The organism is Leuconostoc sp. LN180020, from assembly GCF_014844115.1.
Taxonomy (GTDB): Bacteria; Bacillota; Bacilli; order Lactobacillales; family Lactobacillaceae; genus Leuconostoc; species Leuconostoc citreum.
This window is the reverse complement of sequence record NZ_CP039736.1, coordinates 1536301-1560846: the sequence shown is the minus strand read 5'-3', so window position 1 is coordinate 1560846 and position 24546 is coordinate 1536301. Positions and strand designations below refer to the sequence as shown.

The 24546-nt window shown below is 39.7% G+C and carries 27 protein-coding genes; 18 read left to right on the top strand and 9 right to left on the bottom strand.

Features of this window, described 5'->3' with window-relative positions:
• Nucleotides 1-66 precede the first annotated feature (66 nt).
• The 7 genes from FAZ25_RS08030 to FAZ25_RS08000 form a co-directional block, all read right to left on the bottom strand.
• Nucleotides 67-990, bottom strand: coding sequence for an IS30 family transposase (locus FAZ25_RS08030; protein ID WP_133281382.1), 924 nt, complete (start codon nucleotides 988-990; stop codon nucleotides 67-69).
• 412 nt (nucleotides 991-1402) lie between these two features.
• Nucleotides 1403-1726, bottom strand: coding sequence for a hypothetical protein (locus tag FAZ25_RS08025; RefSeq protein WP_004901799.1), 324 nt, complete (start codon nucleotides 1724-1726; stop codon nucleotides 1403-1405).
• Nucleotides 1707-1937 (bottom strand): hypothetical protein, encoded by a 231-nt coding sequence (locus FAZ25_RS08020; protein ID WP_004901797.1) that lies wholly within the window; start codon nucleotides 1935-1937, stop codon nucleotides 1707-1709. Before FAZ25_RS08020 ends, FAZ25_RS08025 begins: the two co-directional genes overlap by 20 nt.
• 448 nt (nucleotides 1938-2385) lie before the next feature.
• Nucleotides 2386-2580 (bottom strand): hypothetical protein, encoded by a 195-nt coding sequence (locus FAZ25_RS08015; protein ID WP_100665558.1) that lies wholly within the window; start codon nucleotides 2578-2580, stop codon nucleotides 2386-2388.
• A gap of 34 nt (nucleotides 2581-2614) precedes the next feature.
• A complete protein-coding gene (locus FAZ25_RS08010; RefSeq protein ID WP_100665560.1) occupies nucleotides 2615-2827 on the bottom strand; it encodes a hypothetical protein in 213 nt (70 codons plus the stop codon).
• Nucleotides 2820-3263, bottom strand: a complete 444-nt coding sequence (locus tag FAZ25_RS08005; protein ID WP_004901789.1) for a hypothetical protein — start codon at nucleotides 3261-3263, stop codon at nucleotides 2820-2822. Before FAZ25_RS08005 ends, FAZ25_RS08010 begins: the two co-directional genes overlap by 8 nt.
• Nucleotides 3263-3601 carry a hypothetical protein gene (locus FAZ25_RS08000; RefSeq protein ID WP_243236208.1) on the bottom strand — a complete coding sequence of 113 codons (339 nt, stop codon included), beginning with the start codon at nucleotides 3599-3601 and terminating at the stop codon, nucleotides 3263-3265. The genes FAZ25_RS08005 and FAZ25_RS08000 overlap by 1 nt, the downstream gene beginning before the upstream one ends.
• A gap of 525 nt (nucleotides 3602-4126) precedes the next feature.
• On the opposite strand from FAZ25_RS08000, the gene FAZ25_RS07995 reads away from it, so the two are divergent.
• From FAZ25_RS07995 to FAZ25_RS07960, 8 genes are all read left to right on the top strand, one after another.
• Complete coding sequence (locus tag FAZ25_RS07995; protein WP_192269407.1) at nucleotides 4127-4720, top strand: hypothetical protein; 594 nt, start codon at nucleotides 4127-4129, stop codon at nucleotides 4718-4720.
• Between the two features lie 406 nt (nucleotides 4721-5126).
• The gene (locus FAZ25_RS07990) at nucleotides 5127-5393 is read left to right on the top strand and encodes a hypothetical protein (protein ID WP_100665568.1); all 267 of its coding nucleotides are present in this window, start codon (nucleotides 5127-5129) and stop codon (nucleotides 5391-5393) included.
• Nucleotides 5380-7647 (top strand): ArdC-like ssDNA-binding domain-containing protein, encoded by a 2268-nt coding sequence (locus FAZ25_RS07985; protein WP_192269404.1) that lies wholly within the window; start codon nucleotides 5380-5382, stop codon nucleotides 7645-7647. The genes FAZ25_RS07990 and FAZ25_RS07985 overlap by 14 nt, the downstream gene beginning before the upstream one ends.
• Nucleotides 7648-7659: 12 nt before the next feature.
• Nucleotides 7660-8142 carry a hypothetical protein gene (locus tag FAZ25_RS07980; RefSeq protein WP_100665572.1) on the top strand — a complete coding sequence of 161 codons (483 nt, stop codon included), beginning with the start codon at nucleotides 7660-7662 and terminating at the stop codon, nucleotides 8140-8142.
• The gene (locus FAZ25_RS07975) at nucleotides 8139-10037 is read left to right on the top strand and encodes an AAA family ATPase (RefSeq protein ID WP_100665574.1); all 1899 of its coding nucleotides are present in this window, start codon (nucleotides 8139-8141) and stop codon (nucleotides 10035-10037) included. The genes FAZ25_RS07980 and FAZ25_RS07975 overlap by 4 nt, the downstream gene beginning before the upstream one ends.
• Entirely contained in the window at nucleotides 10024-13044 is a 3021-nt protein-coding gene (locus tag FAZ25_RS07970) for a type IV secretory system conjugative DNA transfer family protein (protein WP_192269402.1), read from the top strand. Before FAZ25_RS07975 ends, FAZ25_RS07970 begins: the two co-directional genes overlap by 14 nt.
• Nucleotides 13041-15146: a pLS20_p028 family conjugation system transmembrane protein gene (locus tag FAZ25_RS07965; RefSeq protein WP_192269400.1), complete on the top strand. Its 2106-nt coding sequence runs from the start codon at nucleotides 13041-13043 to the stop codon at nucleotides 15144-15146. Before FAZ25_RS07970 ends, FAZ25_RS07965 begins: the two co-directional genes overlap by 4 nt.
• Before the next feature lie 62 nt (nucleotides 15147-15208).
• Nucleotides 15209-15724, top strand: coding sequence for a hypothetical protein (locus tag FAZ25_RS07960; RefSeq protein WP_004901761.1), 516 nt, complete (start codon nucleotides 15209-15211; stop codon nucleotides 15722-15724).
• A 52-nt stretch (nucleotides 15725-15776) separates the two neighbouring features.
• Here the strand turns inward: FAZ25_RS07960 and FAZ25_RS07955 are convergent, their stop codons facing one another.
• Together FAZ25_RS07955 and FAZ25_RS07950 are read right to left on the bottom strand one after the other, a co-directional pair.
• Nucleotides 15777-16058: a hypothetical protein gene (locus tag FAZ25_RS07955; RefSeq protein WP_004901759.1), complete on the bottom strand. Its 282-nt coding sequence runs from the start codon at nucleotides 16056-16058 to the stop codon at nucleotides 15777-15779.
• Entirely contained in the window at nucleotides 16058-16837 is a 780-nt protein-coding gene (locus FAZ25_RS07950; protein WP_192269397.1) for a ParA family protein, read from the bottom strand. Before FAZ25_RS07950 ends, FAZ25_RS07955 begins: the two co-directional genes overlap by 1 nt.
• Nucleotides 16838-17204: 367 nt before the next feature.
• On the opposite strand from FAZ25_RS07950, the gene FAZ25_RS07945 reads away from it, so the two are divergent.
• From FAZ25_RS07945 to FAZ25_RS07900, 10 genes are all read left to right on the top strand, one after another.
• Nucleotides 17205-17534 (top strand): hypothetical protein, encoded by a 330-nt coding sequence (locus FAZ25_RS07945; protein ID WP_010006602.1) that lies wholly within the window; start codon nucleotides 17205-17207, stop codon nucleotides 17532-17534.
• On the top strand, nucleotides 17534-18187 hold the full coding sequence (locus FAZ25_RS07940) for a hypothetical protein (protein ID WP_004901752.1): 654 nt from the start codon (nucleotides 17534-17536) through the stop codon (nucleotides 18185-18187). Before FAZ25_RS07945 ends, FAZ25_RS07940 begins: the two co-directional genes overlap by 1 nt.
• A 2-nt stretch (nucleotides 18188-18189) precedes the next feature.
• Complete coding sequence (locus FAZ25_RS07935) at nucleotides 18190-20145, top strand: type IV secretion system protein VirB4 (protein WP_100665580.1); 1956 nt, start codon at nucleotides 18190-18192, stop codon at nucleotides 20143-20145.
• A 1-nt stretch (nucleotide 20146) separates the two neighbouring features.
• Nucleotides 20147-20341 (top strand): hypothetical protein, encoded by a 195-nt coding sequence (locus FAZ25_RS07930; protein ID WP_004901748.1) that lies wholly within the window; start codon nucleotides 20147-20149, stop codon nucleotides 20339-20341.
• 3 nt (nucleotides 20342-20344) lie between these two features.
• A complete protein-coding gene (locus tag FAZ25_RS07925) occupies nucleotides 20345-21595 on the top strand; it encodes a phage tail tip lysozyme (RefSeq protein ID WP_100665582.1) in 1251 nt (416 codons plus the stop codon).
• Between the two features lie 12 nt (nucleotides 21596-21607).
• Nucleotides 21608-22033, top strand: a complete 426-nt coding sequence (locus tag FAZ25_RS07920) for a glutaredoxin (RefSeq protein ID WP_100665584.1) — start codon at nucleotides 21608-21610, stop codon at nucleotides 22031-22033.
• Between the two features lie 2 nt (nucleotides 22034-22035).
• Complete coding sequence (locus FAZ25_RS07915; RefSeq protein WP_004901740.1) at nucleotides 22036-22593, top strand: hypothetical protein; 558 nt, start codon at nucleotides 22036-22038, stop codon at nucleotides 22591-22593.
• Between the two features lie 2 nt (nucleotides 22594-22595).
• Entirely contained in the window at nucleotides 22596-23192 is a 597-nt protein-coding gene (locus FAZ25_RS07910; RefSeq protein WP_192269394.1) for a hypothetical protein, read from the top strand.
• Between the two features lie 163 nt (nucleotides 23193-23355).
• Entirely contained in the window at nucleotides 23356-23979 is a 624-nt protein-coding gene (locus tag FAZ25_RS07905) for a Type 1 glutamine amidotransferase-like domain-containing protein (RefSeq protein ID WP_004901736.1), read from the top strand.
• 162 nt (nucleotides 23980-24141) lie between these two features.
• Complete coding sequence (locus FAZ25_RS07900; RefSeq protein WP_192269391.1) at nucleotides 24142-24531, top strand: hypothetical protein; 390 nt, start codon at nucleotides 24142-24144, stop codon at nucleotides 24529-24531.
• Nucleotides 24532-24546: the final 15 nt, after the last annotated feature.

The following is a 24546-nucleotide window of genomic DNA, read 5'->3' as shown; positions in this document are numbered from 1 at the left end:
TATTAAAAAACTAAAATTTGAATGGTTTTATGATATGGCAGATTGCAAGAAATAACTTGAACGAATTTAGTGACGTAGATTAAGTAAGAAGATCTCGATTGGTGTATGCCAATTAAGACATTTAAGTGGCCGTGAATTCAGATACCAATTGATTTGAACCAGTTGGTAATCACTTAGTTCTTCAATGGCTTGTCCCTTGGGAATAAACCGTCGCAAAACTCGGTTACGGTTCTCATTACTACCGCGTTCATGTGGTGAATAAGCATGGGCAAAATAAACCTGAGTACCTGTTAGCTGTTCAATTGTCTGGTAGTTAGCGAACTCTTTACCATGATCCACAGTAAGCGTCTTGAGCTTGTCTTGAAGTTGACTAGCTAGTTCAAGTACGGCTTGAGTCATGGACTGACTGTCGCGACCATGGAGCCGTTTAACAATTGTCAGGCGACTTTTACGCTCCACAAAAGTAGCCACAGCTTGACCTTTACGTTTACCAGAAAGTACGGTATCAGCTTCAAAGTGGCCGAATTCCTGGCGAGTTTCGACTTTATGAGGACGCTCCTCAATGGAGCGGCCGTGATTGAACGTACCACGCTTTTCTTTAGCACGATGACGACGAATTCCATGATCAGGCAAATCGGGCAACTGTATATCAAGCCATCCTTGATCAATCCAGTTATAGACCGTCTTGTAGGCAATCCCCACCACATGGGCAACTTGTTCAGGGGACCACTTCTGGACTTGAATCTTTTCCTCGATCAAGTGTTTAAGGTTTTTAGTGAGCGAAGACTTCCGCCCCCGTTGACTAACCTTCCGTTCAAAGTCAGTTTGCGCTAGCCCAGCCTGGTACTCACTATTTAGCCGGTGAAGTTCGTTAAAGATGGTGGTCTTACTAAAGTCTAAGTAGTTAGCGATGTATCGCAAGGAACGTCCTTCATTATGAAGCGTTTCAATGACAACACGGTTCTGGAATGATAAAATAGTGGTGCTCATCAAGGTCCTTCTTTCTAATGGATTGTGTGGTAACACCATTAAAGACCTTGATGGGTTTTTCTGTCCACTTAAATGTTCAACTTAAATTTTACAATCTGCCATTTTAAAAACTCTGATTATCAGGCTTTTTATTTTGTTATGAATTGTGATGACGCGGCCCATATATCAATAGTCCTAATGCGAGGGACAGAATGATAACAATCAAGGCCAGCATCGCTAAGATACTTTTGATGCCAAAAACAATAGCCTGACTTATCAAAATAATAAGTGATAAATAAAAGTACCAATATGAAATGAAATGACCAACAAATAGGATACTCAAATACAGGATGGTGCCCATGATGTGGCCAAATAGCCAAAACAGAAACATTGCTAATAGACATAAACAAAAGATTAACATGCTAGGTTCCTCCTAATTAGAGAGTTGTGCGAGACAAAGTGAAAAGAGCTCCTTTGTCACTGAGGGATAGTTCAACAAATTCTTAATACCAAAATGCGTTTGCGTATAAGCACAGACCAGATAACCAAAATACCAGTCATGACCTGATTCACTCAGACCATCGGGGTGGTCAACAAAGAGGCGTTGCAGCCGCTTTAAAATACGCGGACCAAAAATAGCATCGTCAAAGATTTCTTGTGCTAAACCTGGATAGATATATTGACCGTTGCTTTTTAAAATGACTAACACGTTAGCATTAGTAGTGTTAGACAATGTTTTAGTTGTGAGTTTTGACATGAGTTTTCTCCTTATGGGGCAGGTGACCAGTGTCGATCCAGCTACGCGTGGCTTTATAAGCGGGCTGCTTAAAAGCCAAACATGCTAAGACATAAAAGCCAGCCAGGGTGAGTAAGACATACAGCATCGTGCCATTGATGACCATTAGTAAAATATCCAAACTGATAATTGTTGCGGCAATAGTAGTGATAACTTTGGTAATTCGATTCATAGTAGTTCTCCTTGATTATGTACGCACCAGGCAGAAACCATTTCCTGTCGGCCCTGCCTGTGATTAGTGTGTTATTTCGTTTTGACGAAGAACATGGGGACACAAGCAGCGCAGAATACAAGGGTGAGCGTAGCAAATTTACGAAGCCCTTTTATTCTGGGCTAGTGCTTGTTGCTGTGGTATCACCACCACAGCTTACAAGTCACTGGTTGTGGCACAATGTTTGACTCAAAGCGAAGTGGCACCCAAGAGCTTGGCAGGACAAGCGTAGCGTGTTTGATCCCGCTTGCGGGTCTGGGGAGCACGGCAAAAAAATTTTTACCGCTCATCATCTTCATGTGCAATCATAATCACACCAACTATGTAATAGAGTATGTAAACCAATAAAATGATTAACACAAATAATTTAAAAACAAATGTCCCCATATTGCCACGCTCCTATTTGTGATTAAAATTCCTCGTAATCCGTTGTCTCTTGTTTGTACTCCGCACTGATTTCACGTAAATCTAAATCATCTGCCCCTAAAATCACTTTTTCATCAAAATAGTGACGTTTACCAATTTCAACAGCTTGTGTCAGTTTCTGCTCATCTGTGAGTGTATCAGGGACATTAACTACCACTGTTCTAACGAATGTTTCCATATATTTAACGTTGACGATTGCCGTATTATTCTCCTTAAATTGTGGTTCTTAGGGTAACGTGTTTACCCTCAGCCAATTCTTCCATGATAAATGCGCTTAATCGCAGTGCTTCATCATCTGATAAATCAATTTCGCCAGAACTATTGCTTTGATTTTCGCTTGCCAGTATTTCTGAGCCACCCATAGGTTGTTTATCAGACCAAGAAAAGTAACGTATTGCTATATTTTCAATCACTTCATCATTCATTGTCATCTGTCTCCTGTTGGTTTTGCGTGTAATAGGTGAGTCCGTTTTCTTCAACTTGATTGAATAGCTGGATAAAGTCCTTATCAAGGATATTTTTCTTTTTGTTCAATTCAAATTGTGACCAAGTAAATTCCATTGCTTGATATTGACTGGGGGTAATACTGCTAGGCTTTACTTTGGTATCAAGGCAGAGCATAGCTTGATAAAACAATTTGGGGCTTTCTTTTTGCAAAGCTTGTAAAGTGTTGAAAATGGTGTTGACTAATGAAACACTAACGCTTGCTTCAACCATTTCTTCAAAGCCTTTACTTAATTGCGCCTTATAGTGATTAGTTGGCACTTTGGTCTCATTGAACAAATAAGTCATATCAGCGATTGATTGTGCCATTTTGGCGATTGGTAATTTGCTAAAATCATCATAGAATTGCTTTGTCATTATTTTGTCTCCAGTTCATCAACATTGACTAATTTAATATTGTTGCCGTATCGGGTGGCTAAAAAGGCAAACGTGTCTTTCAAAATATAATCGGTAGAACGATTAACGCCATAGATTTGTAAATAAATTGGGTAGCCATGCGTGAGAACAACTTGCTTATCAGTTGAGGCATAACGCACGGTATGACCGCTGTTGCGAATGAGTTGATAATAAACTTCCATAAGAAATAAACCTTTCCAAAACTTTTCCCTGTCGGCAATCGCTCCAATTGAGCTGGTTGCGTCGTGACGGGTAACAATTGGCATGATAACCAAAGAAACACAAGGATTGCGCAGCAACTTGCCACGTCCTTGTGTTTCTTTGTAGAGACTGTTTGGCGCTTGCGCCTTACAGACTCTTTATCATGCGATTGTGAAAACGGCACAGAGCAAACAGAACAATTTGGTGCGATGCGAACGGAAGTGAGCCTTTTGAACCCCCAATTAACTTTACTGGTGTGGTATCAACCACGCCTGTCAAGTTAATGATCAGGGGGACTGGGGGAAGGGCTATGACTACAGAATAGTCATGGCTTTTTTTATTAAGAAATTGACTGAGCAATAGCGTCAAGCACTGTATCAATTGGAACACTCGCTGAAATCCAAACATCCATTGGTTCGTTTATAAATTTTTGTATTCGTAACCATTTGACATGGGGACAAAGCAACGCAAAAAAAATAACCCAACTTATTGACTTCAGAACATTGATAGTGTCTATAATATAAAGGGTATTGTTGCAATTAAAATGAAAAAATATCATTGGAAGAGTGCCTTCATCACTGAATTTAATATTGGCATGAGAACAGAGTAGTTAGGTGGAAATAATGGTTAATTTGTCATTACAAGGTTCTATGGCTGTGGGGAAAACTACTGCCTTAAGGCTTATTGAAAAACATGATTCTACAATTCATATTAGTTATGAAAAAAATAAACAGGTTGTTGATGAGATCAGGAATAGAAAATTAGACAAAAATAGATACAACGACTATATAGAAATACAAAGATTATTTATTTTAAACGAGGTTAAAAGATATCAATTGGCTTCTCAATATAATTGTTCCATAATGGATTTTGGAGCAGAAGAGATTAAATTCTACACGTTAAATTATCCAAAAGCAATCGGAGTTGATTGGGAAGTAGCTAAACCTTTAGAAACAGAGCTAGAACTTTTAAAAAGATGTTTCCCGAAAAGAATTCTTTACTTGAATGCTGCAAACGAAACATTAGTAGAACGAAAAAAAAGAGATATTTCAAGAAACAGAGAATTTTTTGATTTCTATGTTCAAAAATTATTACCCTTAAAGCGAGAATGGTTTTTTAATCAGGATGTTGTTGATGTTATAGAAGTCGATAGTAAATCAGAGAGAGAAGTAAGTGATTACGTTTATGAATGGATTGGTATCCAAATGAATAAATAGCGACTGTCATTTGTTCCGATACTAAAAAGATCAACTACATTGAAGGTGGAGATACATTTTCACCTTTTGGGATTCACTTTAACATTTAAAGGATGCAACATATTTAACCCCTAGATTTGTTTAGCTTGTTAGAGTTTTGGTAGTCACAAAAGCAAGAACAGATGGTGCATAACAGCCAGCAGGCAGGAAAGCCATCACATTTAAACGGTTTGAAAATCGTTTGAATGTGATGGCTTTTTTTGAACCCCCAATTAACTTTACTGGTGTGGTATCAACCACGCCTGTCAGGTTAATGATGAGGGGGACTGGGGGAATTTGTGTGGTCTCAGGAAAAACCATTTACTTTTATGAAGTTATTCAAAAGGTTGATATATTGACCCTATATTAAACAAAAGGGAGCTACAAAATGGCTAAAAAAACGATTGACCAACAAATTAAAGAAAAGCAAACACGTTTAGATGAACTAGATTTACAGGCAAAAGTAATTCAGGACGAAAAGCGGGCGATCAAAAAAGACATCAAACTACTTAATGATGCACTTGTGGCTGAATTGGGACGGTCACTGTTAGCCAAAATGAATTTGGAAACAGATGACATTGAACAGGCATTTGCTGAATTGAATCACTTACCAATTGACAAACAAGTGGGAGGACAAGCTCATGGCGATCAGTAAAGAAGAACGTGCGCAGCTTAAATTATTACCAATTCGTGGCTATTGTGATTGGAAAGGTATTCCATACACGACAGACACTCCCACTGAGCTACGCATGGTTGATCATGACAGTTTAGTTGTTAGAACAAAATTAAACCGCTTTGTCTGGAACTCAACTGGCGTTAAAGGTGACTTGGTTGATTTCATCCACTACTACGAATTAGGCAAATCAGACGGGGACAGCAAAGGTGCCGCTATTAAAAATCAACTGGCTTACGCACGCTTTGTCAAGGGTGAAAATATTGATGTCTCTAAACTGTACGAAGACAATACACCGCGTTACAAGTTTGATTATGACAAGGTCTTCAAAACTCAGGAAACAAACGTAGCCAAAGATTATTTAGTTAATCAACGAAAACTCAATCCACAGTTCGTTGATAATTTATTGAAAAGTGGCGCAGTTGTGCAAGGTAGTCGTTATCGTGAGGGTGACAAGTTACATCAAAACCCCGTCATCTTTCCCTGGAAGGATGTTAATGGCAAAATTGTGGGCGCTGACCGTCAAGGAACTGAACAAGACTTTGAACATTACAAAAAGCGTGGTACATCCAAAAAAATCTTTGCTGGCAGTGATACCTCAACAGGCTATAACCTCTCTTTTGGATCAGGCGACAAAACATTAATTTTATTTGAAAGCCCAATTGATTTATTAAGTTATGCCCAACAAAATCATCAAGACATGGTAAAAAGTAACGCCATACTATTGTCTGTGTCTGGTACTGATGCGAAACGTGGCTTGCAATATTTGAATGATGCAGTTGCTGCTAAGCAAGCCAAATTTAATAAGATTATTGTGTCTTTTGATAACGATGTCGCAGGATTTAAAGCCGCTGATTACTTTGATCGTTTTAGTTTTAAAAATCCAATTACTGGTGAAGCGATTGAAGCAGAACGTCATATTCCCTTAAAAGGCAAGGATTGGAACGAGCAACTTAAAGCAGGTATTACAGGGCGGCGCGTTATGAGTATGACGGATAATGCTAATCGCTTAGATGCCTTAGAAAAACTTGCAGTGCAAGAGACACAAACAGGCAAACCAGATTATGTCGATGTCAAAATGAGCACCATTCAACCTGTGAGGCCTACCGCTGAGAAACAAACACCTAAAAAGAGTAAAGAACGCCGTTCCAAAGCTGATCGTCGTAAGGAAAATGCTTTAAAAAATAAGCAGATTATTCAAGAGGCAATGGGAAAGGTGGCTAAGTACCAACAAGATCCCGCTGAACTTAAAAAGCTCCTTGACTTTACCGCGACTGGCTTAAATTATTCGGCTCGTAATTCAATGTTGATTCAACTACAAAATCCAAAAGCCACCTTGTTAAAAGGCTACAAACAATGGTCTGCTGATGGTATCCAAGTTAATAAAGGTGAGAAGGGTATCAAGATATTTGGTGCCCCTACCAACTTAAAAACAATTATTGCTGCCAATGGCGAAAAAATACGTTGGACTGATGCAACCCCTGAACAAAAGCAATTAGCCAATAACAATCAATTGGGAGTCCGCAGTGTAAAACATTATCCAGTCGAAACCGTATTTGATGTTCGTCAAACTAATGCCACAGCTGAGCAATTGCCAAGTATGTTACCGAATCGTCCAATTGACTTAGCCACTGATAAAAGTCCAAAACATTTGGATGCGGCCTATAAAACGTTGTTGAAGTTCGCCGACAAGCTTAAAGTGCCCGTCATTGACCAAGGTGTAGACGAACAAATTGCCAAGCGGCCAATGACCTGGCAAGGACAAGCAAAAGGCGCCTTTGTTCAATCAAAAACCAATAAGGATGAAAAATATATCCTGTTGCGCAGTGATCTTACCCCAACCGATAAAATTCATACCTTAGCGCACGAAATAGCGCACGCGCAGCTTCATTCCCTGCAAAGTCAAAATAATTGGCCAACAGCCATTAAAGAAACGCAGGCTGAGTTATCCAGCTATGTGATTACTAAAAACCTAGGCATTGAACCTGGTGAGAAAAGCGTTGATTATATTGCGGGTTGGTCAAGGAATTTAAAGGCACTTGAGGGTCAAAACACTGGCAAAATCATTAGTCAGGCACTTAAAGCCAGCACTGATGTTACTCAGTATCTATCGGATAACTTGAGCAACGGCGAAGTCCGTCAACCAAAAACAACAAAATTGCTTAAGCCTGATAAGTTAGCGGTTGTCGAACAAAACTATCAGGCCATTAATCAAACAACTACACGACACATGTAAAAGGAGCAAAACATGTCACAAGAAAACATTCAAGAACTTACAGGCTTTATCACAGGCATTACAACGTCTGCTGAAGTTAATATTTTATCCTTCCAGGAAAAAGGGCAACCAGGTGCCATTGCTTTGACAATTGAAACCAGGCGCTACCACGAATTATTTCCAGCAGGCGATCCAATTTTAGGTATTGAAATGGTGGCTGTATTACAACAAGTTGGCAAGAAATTACAAGTGGTCTCAATTTATGATCCCGAAGGTGATTTTATTGCCGCTGATGAAGTGCCAGAACTGGGTCAATTGAATCATCAATTAGATGATGTCAAAAGCACTGATGTCTACACAAGTTTAATCGCTGACCGACAAAAAGCAGTTGATCACATTGATGCGAGTACAAGCGAATTAGAGGATTTAGCCAGAGAACACGATGCTGCAAATCAAGTCCCTGAAAGCGATACGAATTATGGTGATCCTGTCACCGACCAGGGAGGAAATGAATGACTGAATCAAAACACAATAATTCCACACCTTACCTTGATCGCTATACAACAGACATTAGTGCCAAAGTGATGTCTGAAACAGACAAATATCATGCCTACGAACGTGAAAGTATAACGCGTCGTATCATGGTCTCTTTGATGAAACAAATTCAAAATGCGCCTTTGTTAGTTGGGTTACCTGGAGTTGGTAAAACGGCTATTGTAGAAGATCTAGCCAGGCAATTAATTGATACAAAGGTTGCTAGTTTACAGGGAAAACATCTGATTCAAATAAGTTTGGCCAACTTGATGAAAAGCAGCGATGGTGAGTCATTTGCTCATAAATTTCAAGCCATCATTGATGAATTGATTGTCAATAAAGACACTGTAATTGCTTTTATTGATGAAATTCATCAAATTGTTGGCACTGGTGCTGAAACGTCAGGTAGTTCATTGGATGCGGGTAATATTATCAAACCAGCTTTGAGTCGTGATGATCTCCAAATTATTGGGGCAACGACTACGAAAGAATTTCACGAATATGTGGCGCGTGATGGCGCACTGATGCGGCGATTTGATTTGATTGAAGTGCCAGAACTGAGCTTTGACCAAACGAAACGTGTTTTATCTAAAGTCGCCTTACAACTAAATAACGGTATTGAAGTGCCAGAAACAGTACAAGACAGAATTATGGCACTATCGCAACGCTATATCACTGACCGTTACTTTCCTGAAAAGGCAATTATGTTATTGGATGGTGCGTTAAGTGTGGCACGATTAGCCAATAAATCTAGAGTGGAAGACACAGACGTGGCTACGATTATCCATGATGACTACCATGTGCCCGAATATGTGATTAATCAGACGACAGATGAACGCCTATTGAATTTATTACCGCAGCTTAAAAGCCGAGTAATTGGTCAGGACACAGCCTTAGAAAAAGTTGCGATGAAACTGACTAATCGTGAGGCAGGTCTGGCCGATACCTCAAAGCCTGAGTCATTTCTCTTTATGGGGCCAACTGGTGTTGGTAAGACTGAGACCGCCAAACAACTAGCGCTAAATCTATTTGGTAACGCTCAAAACTTTATTCGCTTTGATATGTCTGAGTTTAAGTTTGCAGGGACTAGCCTAGAAAGATTTAAAGATCAACTCACAACTAGAGTCAGGCACACGCCTTATGCCGTATTGTTGTTGGATGAAATTGAAAAGGCTGATCCAGAAGTCATGGATTTACTTTTGCAGGTCTTAGATGATGGTCGTTTGAGTGATGAATATGGGCGTGTCATTAACTTTAAAGACTTAATCGTTGTCATGACAACCAACTCAGGGGCCACAGCAGTGATGAATCGTGATGCCAAATCAGATGCTGTTAAAGAAGACAAAAAGCGTCAAGCAAATTTTGAAGAACAACTCGAAATTGCCTTGCAAAGTGATGGTTACCGTCCTGAGTTTATCGCAAGAATTGGTGCCATTATTGTCTTTGATGTCTTAAAGATGGCGGACATGGTGCGAATTGTTGAATTGAAGTTGTCACGACTCAATCAAAAAGCACAAGGGAGTGGTTTCAATATTGTTTTTGACACACAAGAAGTGGCACGCTATATCCCATCATTTGACCTGGGCTTTGAGTATCTAAATGGTACACAGGAAGTCAGCTCACCAATTGCCAACTACATCGCAGACGTTGGTTATAAACCGTCTCGAGGAGTCAGACCAATTGATGACACGATTGCTACGTATGTGAGTGATCCAGTGTCTGCCGCAATTATCCGAAAGCGACAAGGACTAGGACAGGACTTTGATACTTTCATCTTTAGAGCCATTGGTAATCCACCATCTTTGACAAGTCCTTATGGTGAATGGCAAGTTGTGGTTTCCACAGCTAGGGAGGCAGCAGATAATGAAGCTATTTAAAAAAGATTATCGTGCCGAAAGACAATTCATGCGCGAAAGTTACATTCGTTGGCGTGGTCGTCCCTGGTTCTTGTGGTTGTATGGCATTATAGCAACTATTGGTGTCATCGTTGTTTCATTGTATATCACCATCATAGTTGATTTGATTATTCGCATTGTTGGGCCATACGCTCAAGCGTTTAAGTTCTACATGCAAAGTGGTGTTGCTCAATGGCCTGAATTCAATGATGTCATGAACATGACAGTCACTGTGCTCAATCCACTCAATATTTTCACTATTCTGTCGCGACTAACTTTAGTGACAAGCGTGGTACTAATCATTTGCTTGTTACTCCTACTCAAAAAATATGTCTTCCAACGCATCTATGACTGGTACCAATTGTTTAGAGACCAAACTCGTAATACCAATCGTTTTGCGGAAGTACGTGAGGTGGATAAGGTTTACAAATTGATTCCTGATCGCAATAAGAATTTTAAGGGTCGTCCAGGACAACCAGTGCTGCACACACAAGGATATACCTTCGAATTCTTTATGATTCATCCGTTCCTGTGGGCGTGGCAATGGTTTAAGCGACCACTGGGTATGAATTCACTAGAATTTAGCGGGGTGTACAAAAAAATACGTCCCGTTTTACTGGTACGTTTGCCAAAGTTATTTGAAAAGCAACTGAATGTTCAAGGCGGTTTTGATGGTTTTTATTGGGTGGATACTAGTAACACACATTCAAAGACCACTGGGATGACGCGTTCTTCAAAATACCAAATGCGAGGCTATACCCTAATTGACATCATTCGTCGTGCCGAAATCAAATGGAACATTATTGATACTGATGCCAAAAACGAAGATGCCAAAATGAGTTACAAGTCATTACGCACAGCAGGTTATGACGTGAAACTACTTAATATCATGGAGCCAAGTGAGTCTGAGTCCTGGAATCCACTTGAAATTGCGATTGATTATGCCTTTGATGGTGACTGGGACAGTGCCAATACGGAATTGCGTAAGGTTGTACAGGTTATTGGTGGTTCCAGTGGTGAAGAAAGTAGCCACAAAGATATTTGGGATAGTGCCGCTGAAAGTACCATCCAGGCAGTCATGCTCACGGTATTAGATATTGCTGTACGTCACCAGGACAAATCAATGGTGACCATCTCAAACGTTTTGCAGTTCATCAATGATATGAACAAGTTCACGGACAAGGAAGGTGATGGCTTAACTAAGTACATTACTAACATTGGTAAACTACCGCGAACACCAGCGCGCAATATGATTATTCTAAACGCCGCTGAGTACCTATCTGCCACAGGGGATACAAAATCATCAATTTCTTTCTCAGTTATGAATCGTTTGAATTTGTTTGCCTCAGAGTCAATCACACGTTTGACAACCTTCAACACTATCAATTTGACCGATTTAGGGTTTCCAAGAATGCTAAAGATTAAGTTCTCTGACCGCTATAAAGGGGTTTATGTTAGCATTCATGTTTATGAATCAGGTAAAAAGCATGCAATAGAAAAGGACAAGCTAACCGTGTCCCAATCAGGCACGCTAACTTATCCGATTCATAACCATTTACCCGTCTCATGGCAAATTGAGTTGTCACTCGATAATGACGGCAATTCAATTGCGATGCGTAAACAAAAGTTTACATTGACTGGTAAGATTGTACAACGAAAATTACTCAATGGCAAGATTAAGCGGGACTTGTTTTCTAAGCAGCCTGTCATCCAATGCCTGGTTGATCAGATTAAACCACAAAGTACTACTGAGACACCAGGTGTTACCTTGCGTTACTCAGAAAATCCAATGGCAGTCTTCATCATCACGCCACAATCTAACGATGATTTCTCTGCTTTGGCCAGCTTGTTTATCTCACAAGTCTTCTCGGTTAACACCGATATTGCTTCAACGATTACCCGCAGGAAAATGGACAGTTGGATCCTTTATAAGCTCAATGAGTTTTCTATGTTCCCACGTATTCCAGGTTTTACCAATATTCTAACGCGTGGTTTAACCTACGGGCATTTGGTTGATTTGTATATTCAAACCTTAACACAACCACGATTGCATTATTCTGAAATGGAAACCAATGACATCAATGGTAACACAGGTAACTGGTTCCACATTTTAACTAATGATGAGCCAACTAATGAAGCCTTATCCAAACAATTAGGTGAGGTTGAAGTCCAAACTGAATCAGTCAATTCACAGATTGGGTTAGATCGTCAAGATCGTGGTAACCGTCATGCACAAGTTAGCAAGGTTCGGCTGTTAGATGCCAAAGAAATTAGTGAATTGAGTCCGCGTGAGATGATTACCATCCGTACGATCAAACGTGCGGATAAGAAGGGAAGATCAGTTAGACCTTTGCCAATTTTCTCTACGGGTGCTTACCGAATGCCGTTTGCCTACGAATTATTGGGTAAGCAGTATTCACTTGATTACTATACGGCAGACTTGAACATCAAAGCGCAGCATAACGATTTGAAATATGATGACCTCTATCATGACTTTGTGCCTTACTTTGATGAGCTAGATCAACAAGTTCAACTAGAAATTGAGGAGGAAGGCGCAGGTGGCAATCAAATTGATAATCGTCAACTCAACACGTTAGCTGATGATGAAATCAACAACATTTTGGCCAAAGCGCATCAAGGTATCGAAAGAGCGACAATGCAAACACAACAAGAACTCTCTGATGAGGAACGTTACTTGCAGTGGAAACATGACTTTAACCCTGATGAACCATTTATGACCGAAGAACAACTAGACAATGTTGAGCTACGTCAAATTGTAGAGAAATCCATCAAAATGAGGATACCACGCTCAAATAAAACGGAAGAACAAAACAGTGCCGTTGCTTACTTAAATCGTGGCAAATATCTGACACTTTCTGGCAACAATAATAACGGTAAAGTTCTACGATTACTAAACAACGAACCCGCATACATGTGGGAAATATATAAGCAGCTTAAAGCTGCAACAACTCAAGGAGAAGTCGAATGACAAATCTATTCTCGGGCATCAATACATTAGCGGGTAGTTTACCAACTTTACCTAATAATGGCCCAACAGCCGATTTTTACAACCAATGGTCGCAATACCTATCACCATTGCCACATATTTTCTTAACGCTGATCATGTTATTCATGCACAGCATTGCATTGATTTTCTATTACATTGCGAATGCAGTCTTTACGGCTTATCAGTCATCTTTCAAACTGTTAGACTTTATGAATATCTTTTTTGAGCCAAATAGCGATGTTTATCAAAATTGGAATTTAGGTAATATTCTTAAAGACTTTCTGTACCTGGGTTTTGTCATATTTAGCATCATGATGATGGTGCAGTGGATACAATATACCGCTACTTCTGGTCGCAAGGGTAGGGAATGGCCTAAGGGTATAACCATTACAGTTGCCGTTATCACGGCTTTACCCTGGGCGATTGGATTGATGAGCGGCATTGGGACAGCCACGGTCAATGATACATCCGGTACAAAGGACAAGAACATTGTTAAACAATTATGGCAGGGTAATTCTACAAATTTAAAGGAATTAGCAAAAAATAATTTTGACTTATCAAAATATAAGAACCAACATGTTTTAACTAATGATCAAATTGAAGGTTCGGATTTCCACTCAGTAATGAGTGATGCTGGTTACACCGACGGTTTAAGTGACGCTCAAAAGTCTGTATTTACCAAAAAAATAGGTGGCAATGGCAACATGGTTGATATTACCGGTGACTCACTTGTTCTGGGTAAGACATTTGCGGATGATTATCCAGTTATGAAAACTAATTGGTTAGGCATTATTGGTGGTGAAATAGTCTTTATTATCGTCGTAACCAGTGCGATTGTGCGTTTGCTGTCCTCAGTCTATAAAATGGCTTTTATGGCAGGTTCAATTGTGTACTTTGGCCTCAGAGATGGCACACAAGGCAAACGTGTCCAACAAGTTCTGGGAATGATTGAGGGACAAATAACAGGTATTGTCATGATGCCAATTTCATTAATCTTCTTCTTTGCCTGGGTAGAATTTGCCTTTAATACCATTAATGGTTTAGGTCTAGATATGTGGCCATTTACAATTTTGTCGATTGCCGCTCTGTTAGCTGGTGGTAAAGGGCTCGCAGGCGGCTTTGAAATGATTGAACAATGGACTGGTGTTCGCTCAGGTCATAATCCTGTTGCTTCGATGATGTTAGCCAATCAAGCTGCTCACATGATAGGTGGCGCCACAAGGGTTACCAAGAAAAATATTGGCAAGGGGCTCAACGCAATTTCACCAGAACAGAAAAAGAAGAATCGTGAACTAGGTAAGAAGATTGCCAACTCAGGTGGCAATCAAGCCTTAGATAATAGTAAAGCACTGACTGATCATAGCTTAAATGATACTGGTGTAGATGCATCCGTACAAGCCACAGGTAAGGCGGCAAAGGCGGCTGAGGTAGCAGGGCGTACAGTCGGAGCAATGAAACATCCAGGTAGTTTATTGAAAAACACTGGTCGTGCGGCTGGTGATAAAGTTAAAGGTGGCGTGAATAAAGCCGTTGGCAATGTCAAAGATTATGCTGGTGGTGTCGCCGACAACTTTGCAGGAGGACAACAAGCCGTTGAAGCCTTTAACAAACGTTATTCGCCTGTGACACCCAAAGCAGGTAGTGGCGATTCACCATCTAATTCTTCTCAACCACGTAATGTTCATGAAGCACTTTCAAAGGCAGCGACAGATTCACCTAATGCTCATCCAACGGATACAGCAAATACGCCTCAATCTAACATGAGCCACGCTATGTCAGATGCACACCGTGGCTTACCTACTAGAACTAATGCACCCAAGTCTAGCGCTGCTAATTCAACTAAGCCAATTGTGAGTGGTGGAACAGTTGTTCAACCTAAGGGAGTCGGTGCAACACCAGCAACCATGTCACGTCCAAACACCCCAAGTTTGAGCGGTACATTGCCTGGCAAAAAGACGGTGACTCAACCGTTGACAGCAGCGCAACAAAAAGAAAAGGATCGCGCCTGGGCTGAGAGTGTTATTGCAAAACAAAAAGCGAAAATGCAGAATCAACAAAGCGTATCAAGTAAAGAAGACAAGTGAAACTTTTAATTTGTGGGCTAATACTGTAAAACTAACAGTAGTTGATTTTAGGGAGTATACTGATGGAGAAAATTAAGCAAAATAAAATTTGGATTACAATTGTGGTGATTGGAATTATCGTTATCGGAATTTTGTTAGCCATGTTGCACCGACAAAAACAAAACAGTCCTGAGGCACAATCATCAAGTTACGTGTCAAGTGCTAAGGCTTCATCCGCATCCACCTCAGTTCAAGACAAGAACAATGAAAAAGCCTATGCTAAAAAAGCTGCAAAAATGAGTGGTCACGTCCTGGAAGTAAATGGAAAAGAGTATTTTACATCATGGACAAAAGCCGATTTCCAAAAATGGGCTAACTCCTATATGTCAATGAATTTGGATGATCGGCATAAAGATGGTGTGAAGGAAAGCTTTGGCACATCTACCACTATTGAAAATAGCGATACTCAAATGCTATATCCTTTAGATAATTGGGCTAAGGAAATACAAGATAAGGGAACCCCGTCAAACTACTTTAATACAGTGAAAGAGTTCAATAAACAATACCCAGGTGTTAATCCTGATGATATAAAGAAATAGCTAAATTAAAAGGCAGTGATTACTTAAAAATCACTGCCTTTTTTGCCCTAAATCATTTTGATTGATTTAAGACTTGCTCAAGCACTAGATCTACAAAGGCGCTTGATGAGCGGAATCCTTGTTTGCTTGCTAATTTCTCAATCCCTTGCTTTATCTCAGGGCGAATGGTGTAAGTCGTTTGTATTTTACGACTACTATGATTTGAAGAAGGTAACTTAAACCCTTCACCTAACGATACCTCTGATTGTGGTTCGTCTCGACTAAACGCATCTGCCATTTGTTTTTGAGCACTGACTTCATCAAACATACGGGGGTCTTTTTTATCGTAATCCATTATTTCACACTTTCTAATAGCTTTTGATAAGCATCATTAATTTGCTGCAGGGTTTTAGGGTTGCGCTTGGCTTGGTCTAAATCAAACACTGGGGTTTTAAGCATGGTTGAACTATTAAACACTTCACGCTCATTTAAGACAGCGACAAGGTTTTCAATTTGGTCAATAAGTTGCCCAAACTCATGACTTGAACGGGTATTATGCTTTACACGATTTGCAAGGTACAAAACTTTCGTTTCAATCAGTGATTCGCGTGTTCTAATATCAACGGCATCATCACGGAACTCTTTCATCCGTAAATCAAATTGTTGTTTTGATTGAATAAAACCATACTCTGAGGGTTCTAGTGGCACCACAACATAATCAGAAACGGCAATCATATTCTTCGTTAACGTTCCGAATTCTGGATGGGTGTCAATTAGAATATAGTCATAATCTTTGATTTCCTCAAGGTGATCTTGAAGCCACATCATCATCAAAAAGTTTTTATTATTCTTTGATTGTAATGTACCTTCTAATTCGTCTAAATGAGGGCTAGCAGGTAACAAACCTAATTGTGGGGTGATTTGTCTAATTTGGGCTAAACCGCCTGTAAAGACGTCATATAGCGTATTTTTATTAGTATAGCTTTCATAGGTAGAGGACAAGTTACCTTGATAGTCTGAATCAATTAACAAAACCTTGTAGCCTTGTCGAACCAGAAAACTTGCAAAGTTAAATGTCATCGTTGTTTTACCAACGCCACCTTTAGATGCTGAAAATGTAATTGTTTTACTCATGATGAAGCTCCTTAGTTATTTTATTTGTCAAAACGAAATAACGATGAAACCATCAATCCAGGCATGTAAAACTTGTTTACATATATATTATATCATACGTATAACATGTATATCAATATACTATACTTTAAATATAGGTAAAGGTATGTTTGTGTTATAAGATGAATATAACACATCTATCAATATCTTATATAGATTGGATACACAAAAAGATAACAAGCAAATCATTGTCTCCTGTTCGTGCAGGGGCTTTTTCTTTGGCTCAAGAAAAACCATTTACCTTTATGACATTCTTTCGATACCTTGTACACTGACCACAGATTGAACTTCAATCCAGGCAAAAATAACTTGTTAAAGGAGAAATTATATGTATGAACACTTTACCCCTGGACGCAATATTTGGAAGAAAGTGTCACGGTGGATGTTTTTCACGATGGAACGAATCTTCGTATTAGTCATTGTTTTTGGGATTACTTACCTGATGATTAAGTCTTTCTATCCTTACAACATTGGCAGGTATGGACTAATCCTGATTATCAGTAATGCGCTGCTAGCTGGCTTTTTGATTTTACCTAGTCCAAGTAACCCCATGGGTCTCATGTATCAAGAAATTCTACGTGGCATCTTAAAGTCCAGCAAGCACGCCACAGGTGATCTAACTGCGATTACTGAAAACAAGAAACGAGAGGAAAACTAATGGGAATAAAAGCTAAACAAACTCAAAAGGGACGGGGTTTAACCGTTGTCAAACAAGCATTAGACAACCGCAAACCAATTCCAATATACTTTGCTTTACCTTATAAAGATATTTTGAATAAAAAGGGGCATCCAATTTTATTGGCCGATGACACGTACGCTGACATGCTGAACCTTCCTGGAAAAGATTTGGATTTCCTGAATGCAGAAGGTGATAAGAGTTCTAACGCCATTATCGCTGATTTTCATCAATTGTTATCAGTTTATGTTGAAGACTTTGATATTTTTGTTAGTCAACTACCTGCTGACACGCGTATCCAGCAAGCTTCATGGGGACAAGAGTTAGTGAGAGTGGAGAGTCAATTAAATAGTGGTGACCTAGATGATCGTCACTACCAACAATTGTTAATGATGCGTCAAACTATTTTGCAAGAAATTAATATTGAAAAAAATGTGGTCGGTGACATTAAGCACCAAGAATATACCGCTGTGCTCTATGGTAAGACCTTAGCTGCCTTAGATAAAAACCGTCGTGACTTTATGGCACACGCAGGTATGGCATTTACACCTGAGCCAGTCTCAATTAATCGTAAAAAGATGGTCATGTACCAAATTAACAATCCTGGGGAAACCTTAGAACTGGAGGAAAAATAAGCATGCGCACAAGTTTAAATACAGCAAAACGTTCCGCTCTAAAAGTACGCGGCTATAATTTAGAACTTATTGAAGAAGTTCAAAACCCTAGTGGCATTGAATTTCACACCACCTACTTTGATGATGGTATGGCAAGTAGTGCCATTATTAACGTCTACGACTATCCCAAAAATGAACAATTACAAGGCTGGTTTAAGGAACTCATTAATCACAAGAACACCATTGTAGACATTAAGATTGGGACTGAAAACAAGTTTGAAGTGCAAAAAGCACTTGAAACAGCTACTAACACGTTGCGTAGTAAGGCCCGCAGTGAGGTGACCTCACAAGGTGATGCGTTGGAAGCCGAACAAGATGCTGACATTACGCTACAAGATTTGAATGAAGCCCGCAATGGTCGTGAAATTTACAAACGTGTCTACGTTAGGTTATTGGTATCAGATGTTTCTCCAGAAGAATTACGTCATCGTGTTAAAGAAATTCAACAACAGCTTTCTAACTACCGCATGAAAGTCTATCCTTCTGAGCAATTGACACACTTCCAACAGTTTTTTATGCCCGCCATGTCTATTGAAAATCAAACGATTAAGGACAAAGGATTTCCAATGAAAGCCTATGCGTTAGCTGGTTCTTATGCTTTCAACCAAACCTTTATCGCACATCCTCGTGGTTCATACATGGGTTTGACGATGCAACGTGGTGAGGTTATGTATGATCCCAGCTACAACGACCACCGTACGCAGTTAACCGCTTATAACCTAGTTGTGGGTGGTGAGCGCTCAGGTAAAAGCTCGTTTGCCAAAAAGAACTTGGGTCCATTAGTTTCTCGTGGTGATACAGTTTGGGTATTTGATAAGGCTAATGAATGGCGTGATCTCGTCAATTATTATTATGGTGTCACTTTGACACTTGATGGCAGTCAAAACATTATCAATTTGATGCAAGTGTTTGGGACAGTCTTAGATGCCAATGGTAATGTTGATGTCATTGCTAGCTTCAACCAACACCGCACAAAGGTGATTACTTATTACGCTACGCTTAACCCGCAAGCAAATAAAAAAGAATTAGAAATGTTGGGTAACCTGATCACTGATTTCTACGTTGAACGTCGTATGTGGTCATTATCACCAAAAGATAACCCACAAGATCTACGCGTGATTGGGCTACGAAATGAAGACTATCCAATTCTCGAAGATTTTCAAACCTTCCTAGAAACCCGTAGCATGCTGACGCGCAACATGACACAGCCTGCCGTAGAACGTTTGGATAACATCTTATCGACAATTAGCAGCTTAATACAAAACCATGGCGACATGGTGAATGGTGTAACGACCATGCCTGATCTGTCTGGTGAGCGTTTGATTCGTTTTGATACGAGTGGTCTTTCAAGATTAGAAGATGATCTCTACAACGCCCAATACTTTACCATTTTGTCTTTGATGGAAAGCTACATCACGATTAATGGAACTAAGCAACGTGAGCGCATTAAACGTGGTGAAGTCTCAACTCAGGCCAACAACAATGGTAATCCACCAAAATATTTCTGGTGGATACAGGATGAAGCGGATGATATTTTCAATGCTAAACATTCATTAGGCATTACCTTCGGTGACAACATGATGGCGCAACACGGTAAAGATTTCTTCGGGATGTTTGCTATCTTCCCAGGACTCAAAAATGTTGTGCCAACAGGTAATGCATCAGACACTGAGGCTAGTCGTGCCGCATCTTCCTTCTTCGGCCGATTCCCAAAGCAAACGATTGGACGTCTATCAAAAACGGATACAACTCGTTTACGTAGTGTGGTGAGTGAAACTAATATCACTGATGGTCAACTACAAGCGCTACAAGGATTAGATCAAGGTGATTTCTTAATGAACTTGGTGGGTAAGCAATCTACGTTTATGCACGTTGATCTTAATGACTCAGAAATTAATTTGTTTGGTGGAGGACTGTAAGATGAAATTGCCACATCCATTAAAGAAGGCGCGTGATAACCGTGAAAAAATGAAGCAAGAGGCGCAACAAATCGTTGAAAACTATGACAAAGGTCAAAAGCCTCAACCAGTGGATAACAAAATTATTTGGTATGTCATTGGTGGTTTTGTTTTTGTTTTTATTCTCAAAGGCCTCAGCCTTTTAATCGGAGGTTAGACCATGTTAGAACGTTGGATGCAAGATAAGAAGCGCCGTTTGTATGTCATCATCGGCATTATTACCACAGCTATTCTGTCAATATCAGTTATTGCTTTAATGTGCGTCATGGTCTTTTCAACTCAGAATGCCAATTGTTGGAATGATGATACAACAATTGATGATGGTGGCACTTCAATCGGTGGCGATTGGAAAGATCCCAACTCAGCAACGCACAAAGCCATACAACATGCAAATGACCGTTTTCATAAAGAAATTAAAATGTCAGGCGATAATATCGCTGCTGCAATTGCGATTGGTCTTAGAGAAAGTGGCTTTAATCCGAAAGCCGTCAATCCTGCTGGCTCTGTAAAAGGCATTTGGCAGTGGGGTGCTGGTGGTATCAACGGTAATCGGTTTGGTGACACGGCTGATACAGTGCAAGCACAAGTTCAACTGGCAATCAATGAATTGCATAGTAGTCATAAAGCAACTCTAATTGGCTTAGCGGCCGCTAACAACATTAACAGCTCAATGGTGGCTTGGGATACAAAGTTTGAAGGGGTCGGAGAAAATGATCCACAACGAAAAGTCGCCGACACCGCAAAAACTGCCGAAGAAGTCAAAAAGGTTTTCAAACTTGATTATGCAGGTGATATTGATGTCTTTGATGGCGGCAACAACGATTCTGGTTCAAGCGATACCTCAGATGATGCCAATTCAAGTGCTATGTCTGATGCCTCATGTGACACAGGCTTGGATACCAACACAGACGACTTACCAGTTAAAGGAAAGTACAACATAACAGGTGGCTATCCAAACTATGCAGGCCTAACAGGCGCAGAACATTATGGTGTCGATTTTCAAACCGTCAACCACACTATGACTGGTGGTGAAAGTAATGTGTACGCTGTTCATGATGGCACGGTAGTAGCCAAAAGTTTTGATTCAGTTGGGGGTAATTGGCTAGTGATTAAAGGCACTGACGGGGTGTTTACCTATTATGGTCACGCACCAACTCAGTCAGCCATTGTTGTCAATACAGGTGATAAGGTTTCTGCTGGTCAACACATTAGTCATGAAGGACAAACTGGTGAAGCAACAGGTATTCACGTTCACTTCGCCGTACAAACAAAAGATCAATATAATTGGGCGCCTCAAAGTAAAGGACTCAAATCACCTGGGCTTTATCTCAAGCTACCTGCAAAGGCAGGCACTAACGTTGTTATTCCTAGTGGGCCATTTGATTCTAGTACAGACAAAACAGATAAATAGGAGTATTCAAATATGAATAAATTAAAGAAATGGAAGATTGCAGTGTTCTCTTTAGCCGTCATTGCGACATTGACTGCAATTGGTGGGACTTATTATTACAACACGGAAGTGAATGGTTATCCAGATACCAAGAACTTCGCTGACAAGATTGACCAGTTAGATGCCAGTAGCAAGCAAAAAACAGTCTTAATCTTCCATAAGCCTGGTTGCCCTGACTGTAAGAAAGCGCGTAGCACGATTAAAAAGACGATCAAGACACATCAAAAGACAATTGATTATGTTGTCATCAACGTCAAGAAGTCTGATGCACAAGCATATCTTGCTAAGTACGGCGTGACACAAGTACCCACAGTTATTGCTTTAAAAAGTAATCAAGTGATTGACAGTACCGGTTCAAACAACAACGAAACAATTGCCAAAGTGGTCGCGGGAGATTAACCATGACAAAATTCAATTTAAAATGGGTCTACGCGTTTGTGTTAACGCTTGCTTGCCTGTTTTTAGTCCAACAAGGACTTAGCTATCAACGCACGGTCAAGAGTGTGACTATCGTGCATCAAGAAATCAAGGCAACAAAAGCTAAGTCAAGTCAGTATAGTGTTCAAGCTAAACAACTTGATAAGGTTAAAACCGCTGATATTCGAGATACGCAAAACATTCAAAAAATTGGCAATACTTTTCTCAATGAAATGTTTGCCATCTTACCAAAGTTAAATAAGTCAGATGCTAAAAGCAGTGTAGCAACCGATGACGTTGTGTCAGCTTTTCTAGGGGCAACGTTTGGTGGTGATGTGGATGAAGGTGTGCCAACTTTTCATTTAGAAAGCAATGATATTGTCTATTCCAATGCAGCCGATGGCTCAGGTCTAGGATTTGGGACGGTTAAATACAATTTAGGCAAAGAGGAAACCAGCACAACACTATTGATGCACATTGAGAATGGCAAAATTACAGAACTCCAAACGGGTGCTGTAAAAGATACCTCAGGAGGGAAATAACCATGACAAAAATAAATAAAAAAATAGCCTTATTGTTGGCTATTCCAGTGTTGATGGTGGCTGCTGGACTGGGCCTTTGGTTAGCTACTCAAGCCGCTGTTAAAACGCATCAAAGTGCCTCAAATGAACTGGCCGTGCAACAAAGCAAACTCATCAACAAGAAATCAAAGGTCGGCACGATACTGGATTCAAAGCAACCTAATGTGTCGGCAGCCTCTGCCTTGCTAGATAAACTATTTACTCTCGATTGGACAATTGTCTCTCAAAAGGAATTTGATGCCAAAGCCAAACAGATGACACCTTATGTGACTCAGGATGTCGTCAAAAATAGTTTAGACTTCAAGGCTGATCCTGATAAAATGATTACACAGACAGGTGTGGTGATGACCTATGGTCACATGGACTTCTTACCCACCTCAGCAAGTGCCAAAGCAGTGAAGGGGAAGGTGATTGTCTTTGTTAAAAGCCACCTCAAGGACTCGGCAGATGCCACCACACGTTTTGTCTATAATGTCAGCTACAATCCTAAAACAAATCTTGTGACACAACTAGACCGCATCGGAACTTATCAATTACATAGTGACAGCAGTGTGTTGTAGCATAAAATAAAAAATCAACATTTTTTGATTAGATTATAAAGCTCATTTTCAAAATTCTTATTCACAAATGTTTGATAAATTATAAATTTTAATTTGTGCTATAATAATATTCTAATATATCTTATATAAATTAACATTTTAAAGAAAAAAGATTTTATTAACAATGAATAAATTGTTACTTACTGCTTTTGGATTTTCAACACCAAAAATTATAAATGTTGCTCAAAAAATGATTCAAGAGAATAAAATAACAAAGGCTTGTATTATTTCCACATCTTGGCCAAAAGAAAAAGAAAAGCACCCTCAGATGCAACAAATAAAAAGAGATCTCCTCAGCATGAATATACAGCAAGTAGATTTCTTAGATGTGGAATTTGAAGATGCTAACAAACTCTTTGATTACGACCTAATTTTTCTGAATGGGGGCTATCCATTTTACCTTTTGCACTACATCAAAAAAAGTGGTGCTGATCAGATTTTGAAGAGAATAAACCAAAATGGAGAACTTATATTCGGTTTAAGTGCTGGTTCAATTATTTTAGGCCCTTCCATAGCTCTGATGCAGTACCTTTATCCAGAAGATAATCAGTTTAATGACTCGAATTTAGATGGCCTTAATTTAACAGATATTCATGTGTATCCACACTTTAAAGAAATGCTAACCCGCGATCCTACAATAAAAGATAAAATTAATAAATATGAAAATGAAACCGGAATTAACATTACAAGACTTAATAACGACCAAGCCTTAGCTGTTAATAACGACACTCAAACTTTTTTGGATTGAGTGTCGTTGAATTATTTTTTGTAAATTAACTAAAGCTCATCCCGTTGGATGGGCTTTTTTGTTTGCCTCAGGAAAAACCATTTACCTTTATGACAATTTTTTGATTCTTGTTATTCTGTGCGTGTGTTGATAACACAACAAAGAAAAAGGAGGACTTTTTGAATGAAAAAGTCAAATGCACATAACAAGTTTCTATGGGAGCGTCATCCGATTTCACGCTTACAACAAACATTAGCGGGATTGGTTGCTTCATTACCAATGTGGCTACCGACTGTTGCCTCAGCGGACATTGGTGATGCTGCCAAAACGAGTGGTTCAAAGGTCATCACAATTCTTTATATTGTGTTGATCGTTGTGGGCGCTATTTGCTTATTGATTGGTTTCATCATGCGTGCTACTGGTAATGAACAGATGGCGCAAAAGAGTAACAGCAAGCTAATGCACGCCATGTTCGGTATTGGTGGTGGCGCCTTAACTGGACTATTGCTGACATGGATTTGGCAAACAGCTACAATCGCTGGTGGCGGAAACGTCATCAACTGGCCATTCTGAACGGGGGAATAAGAT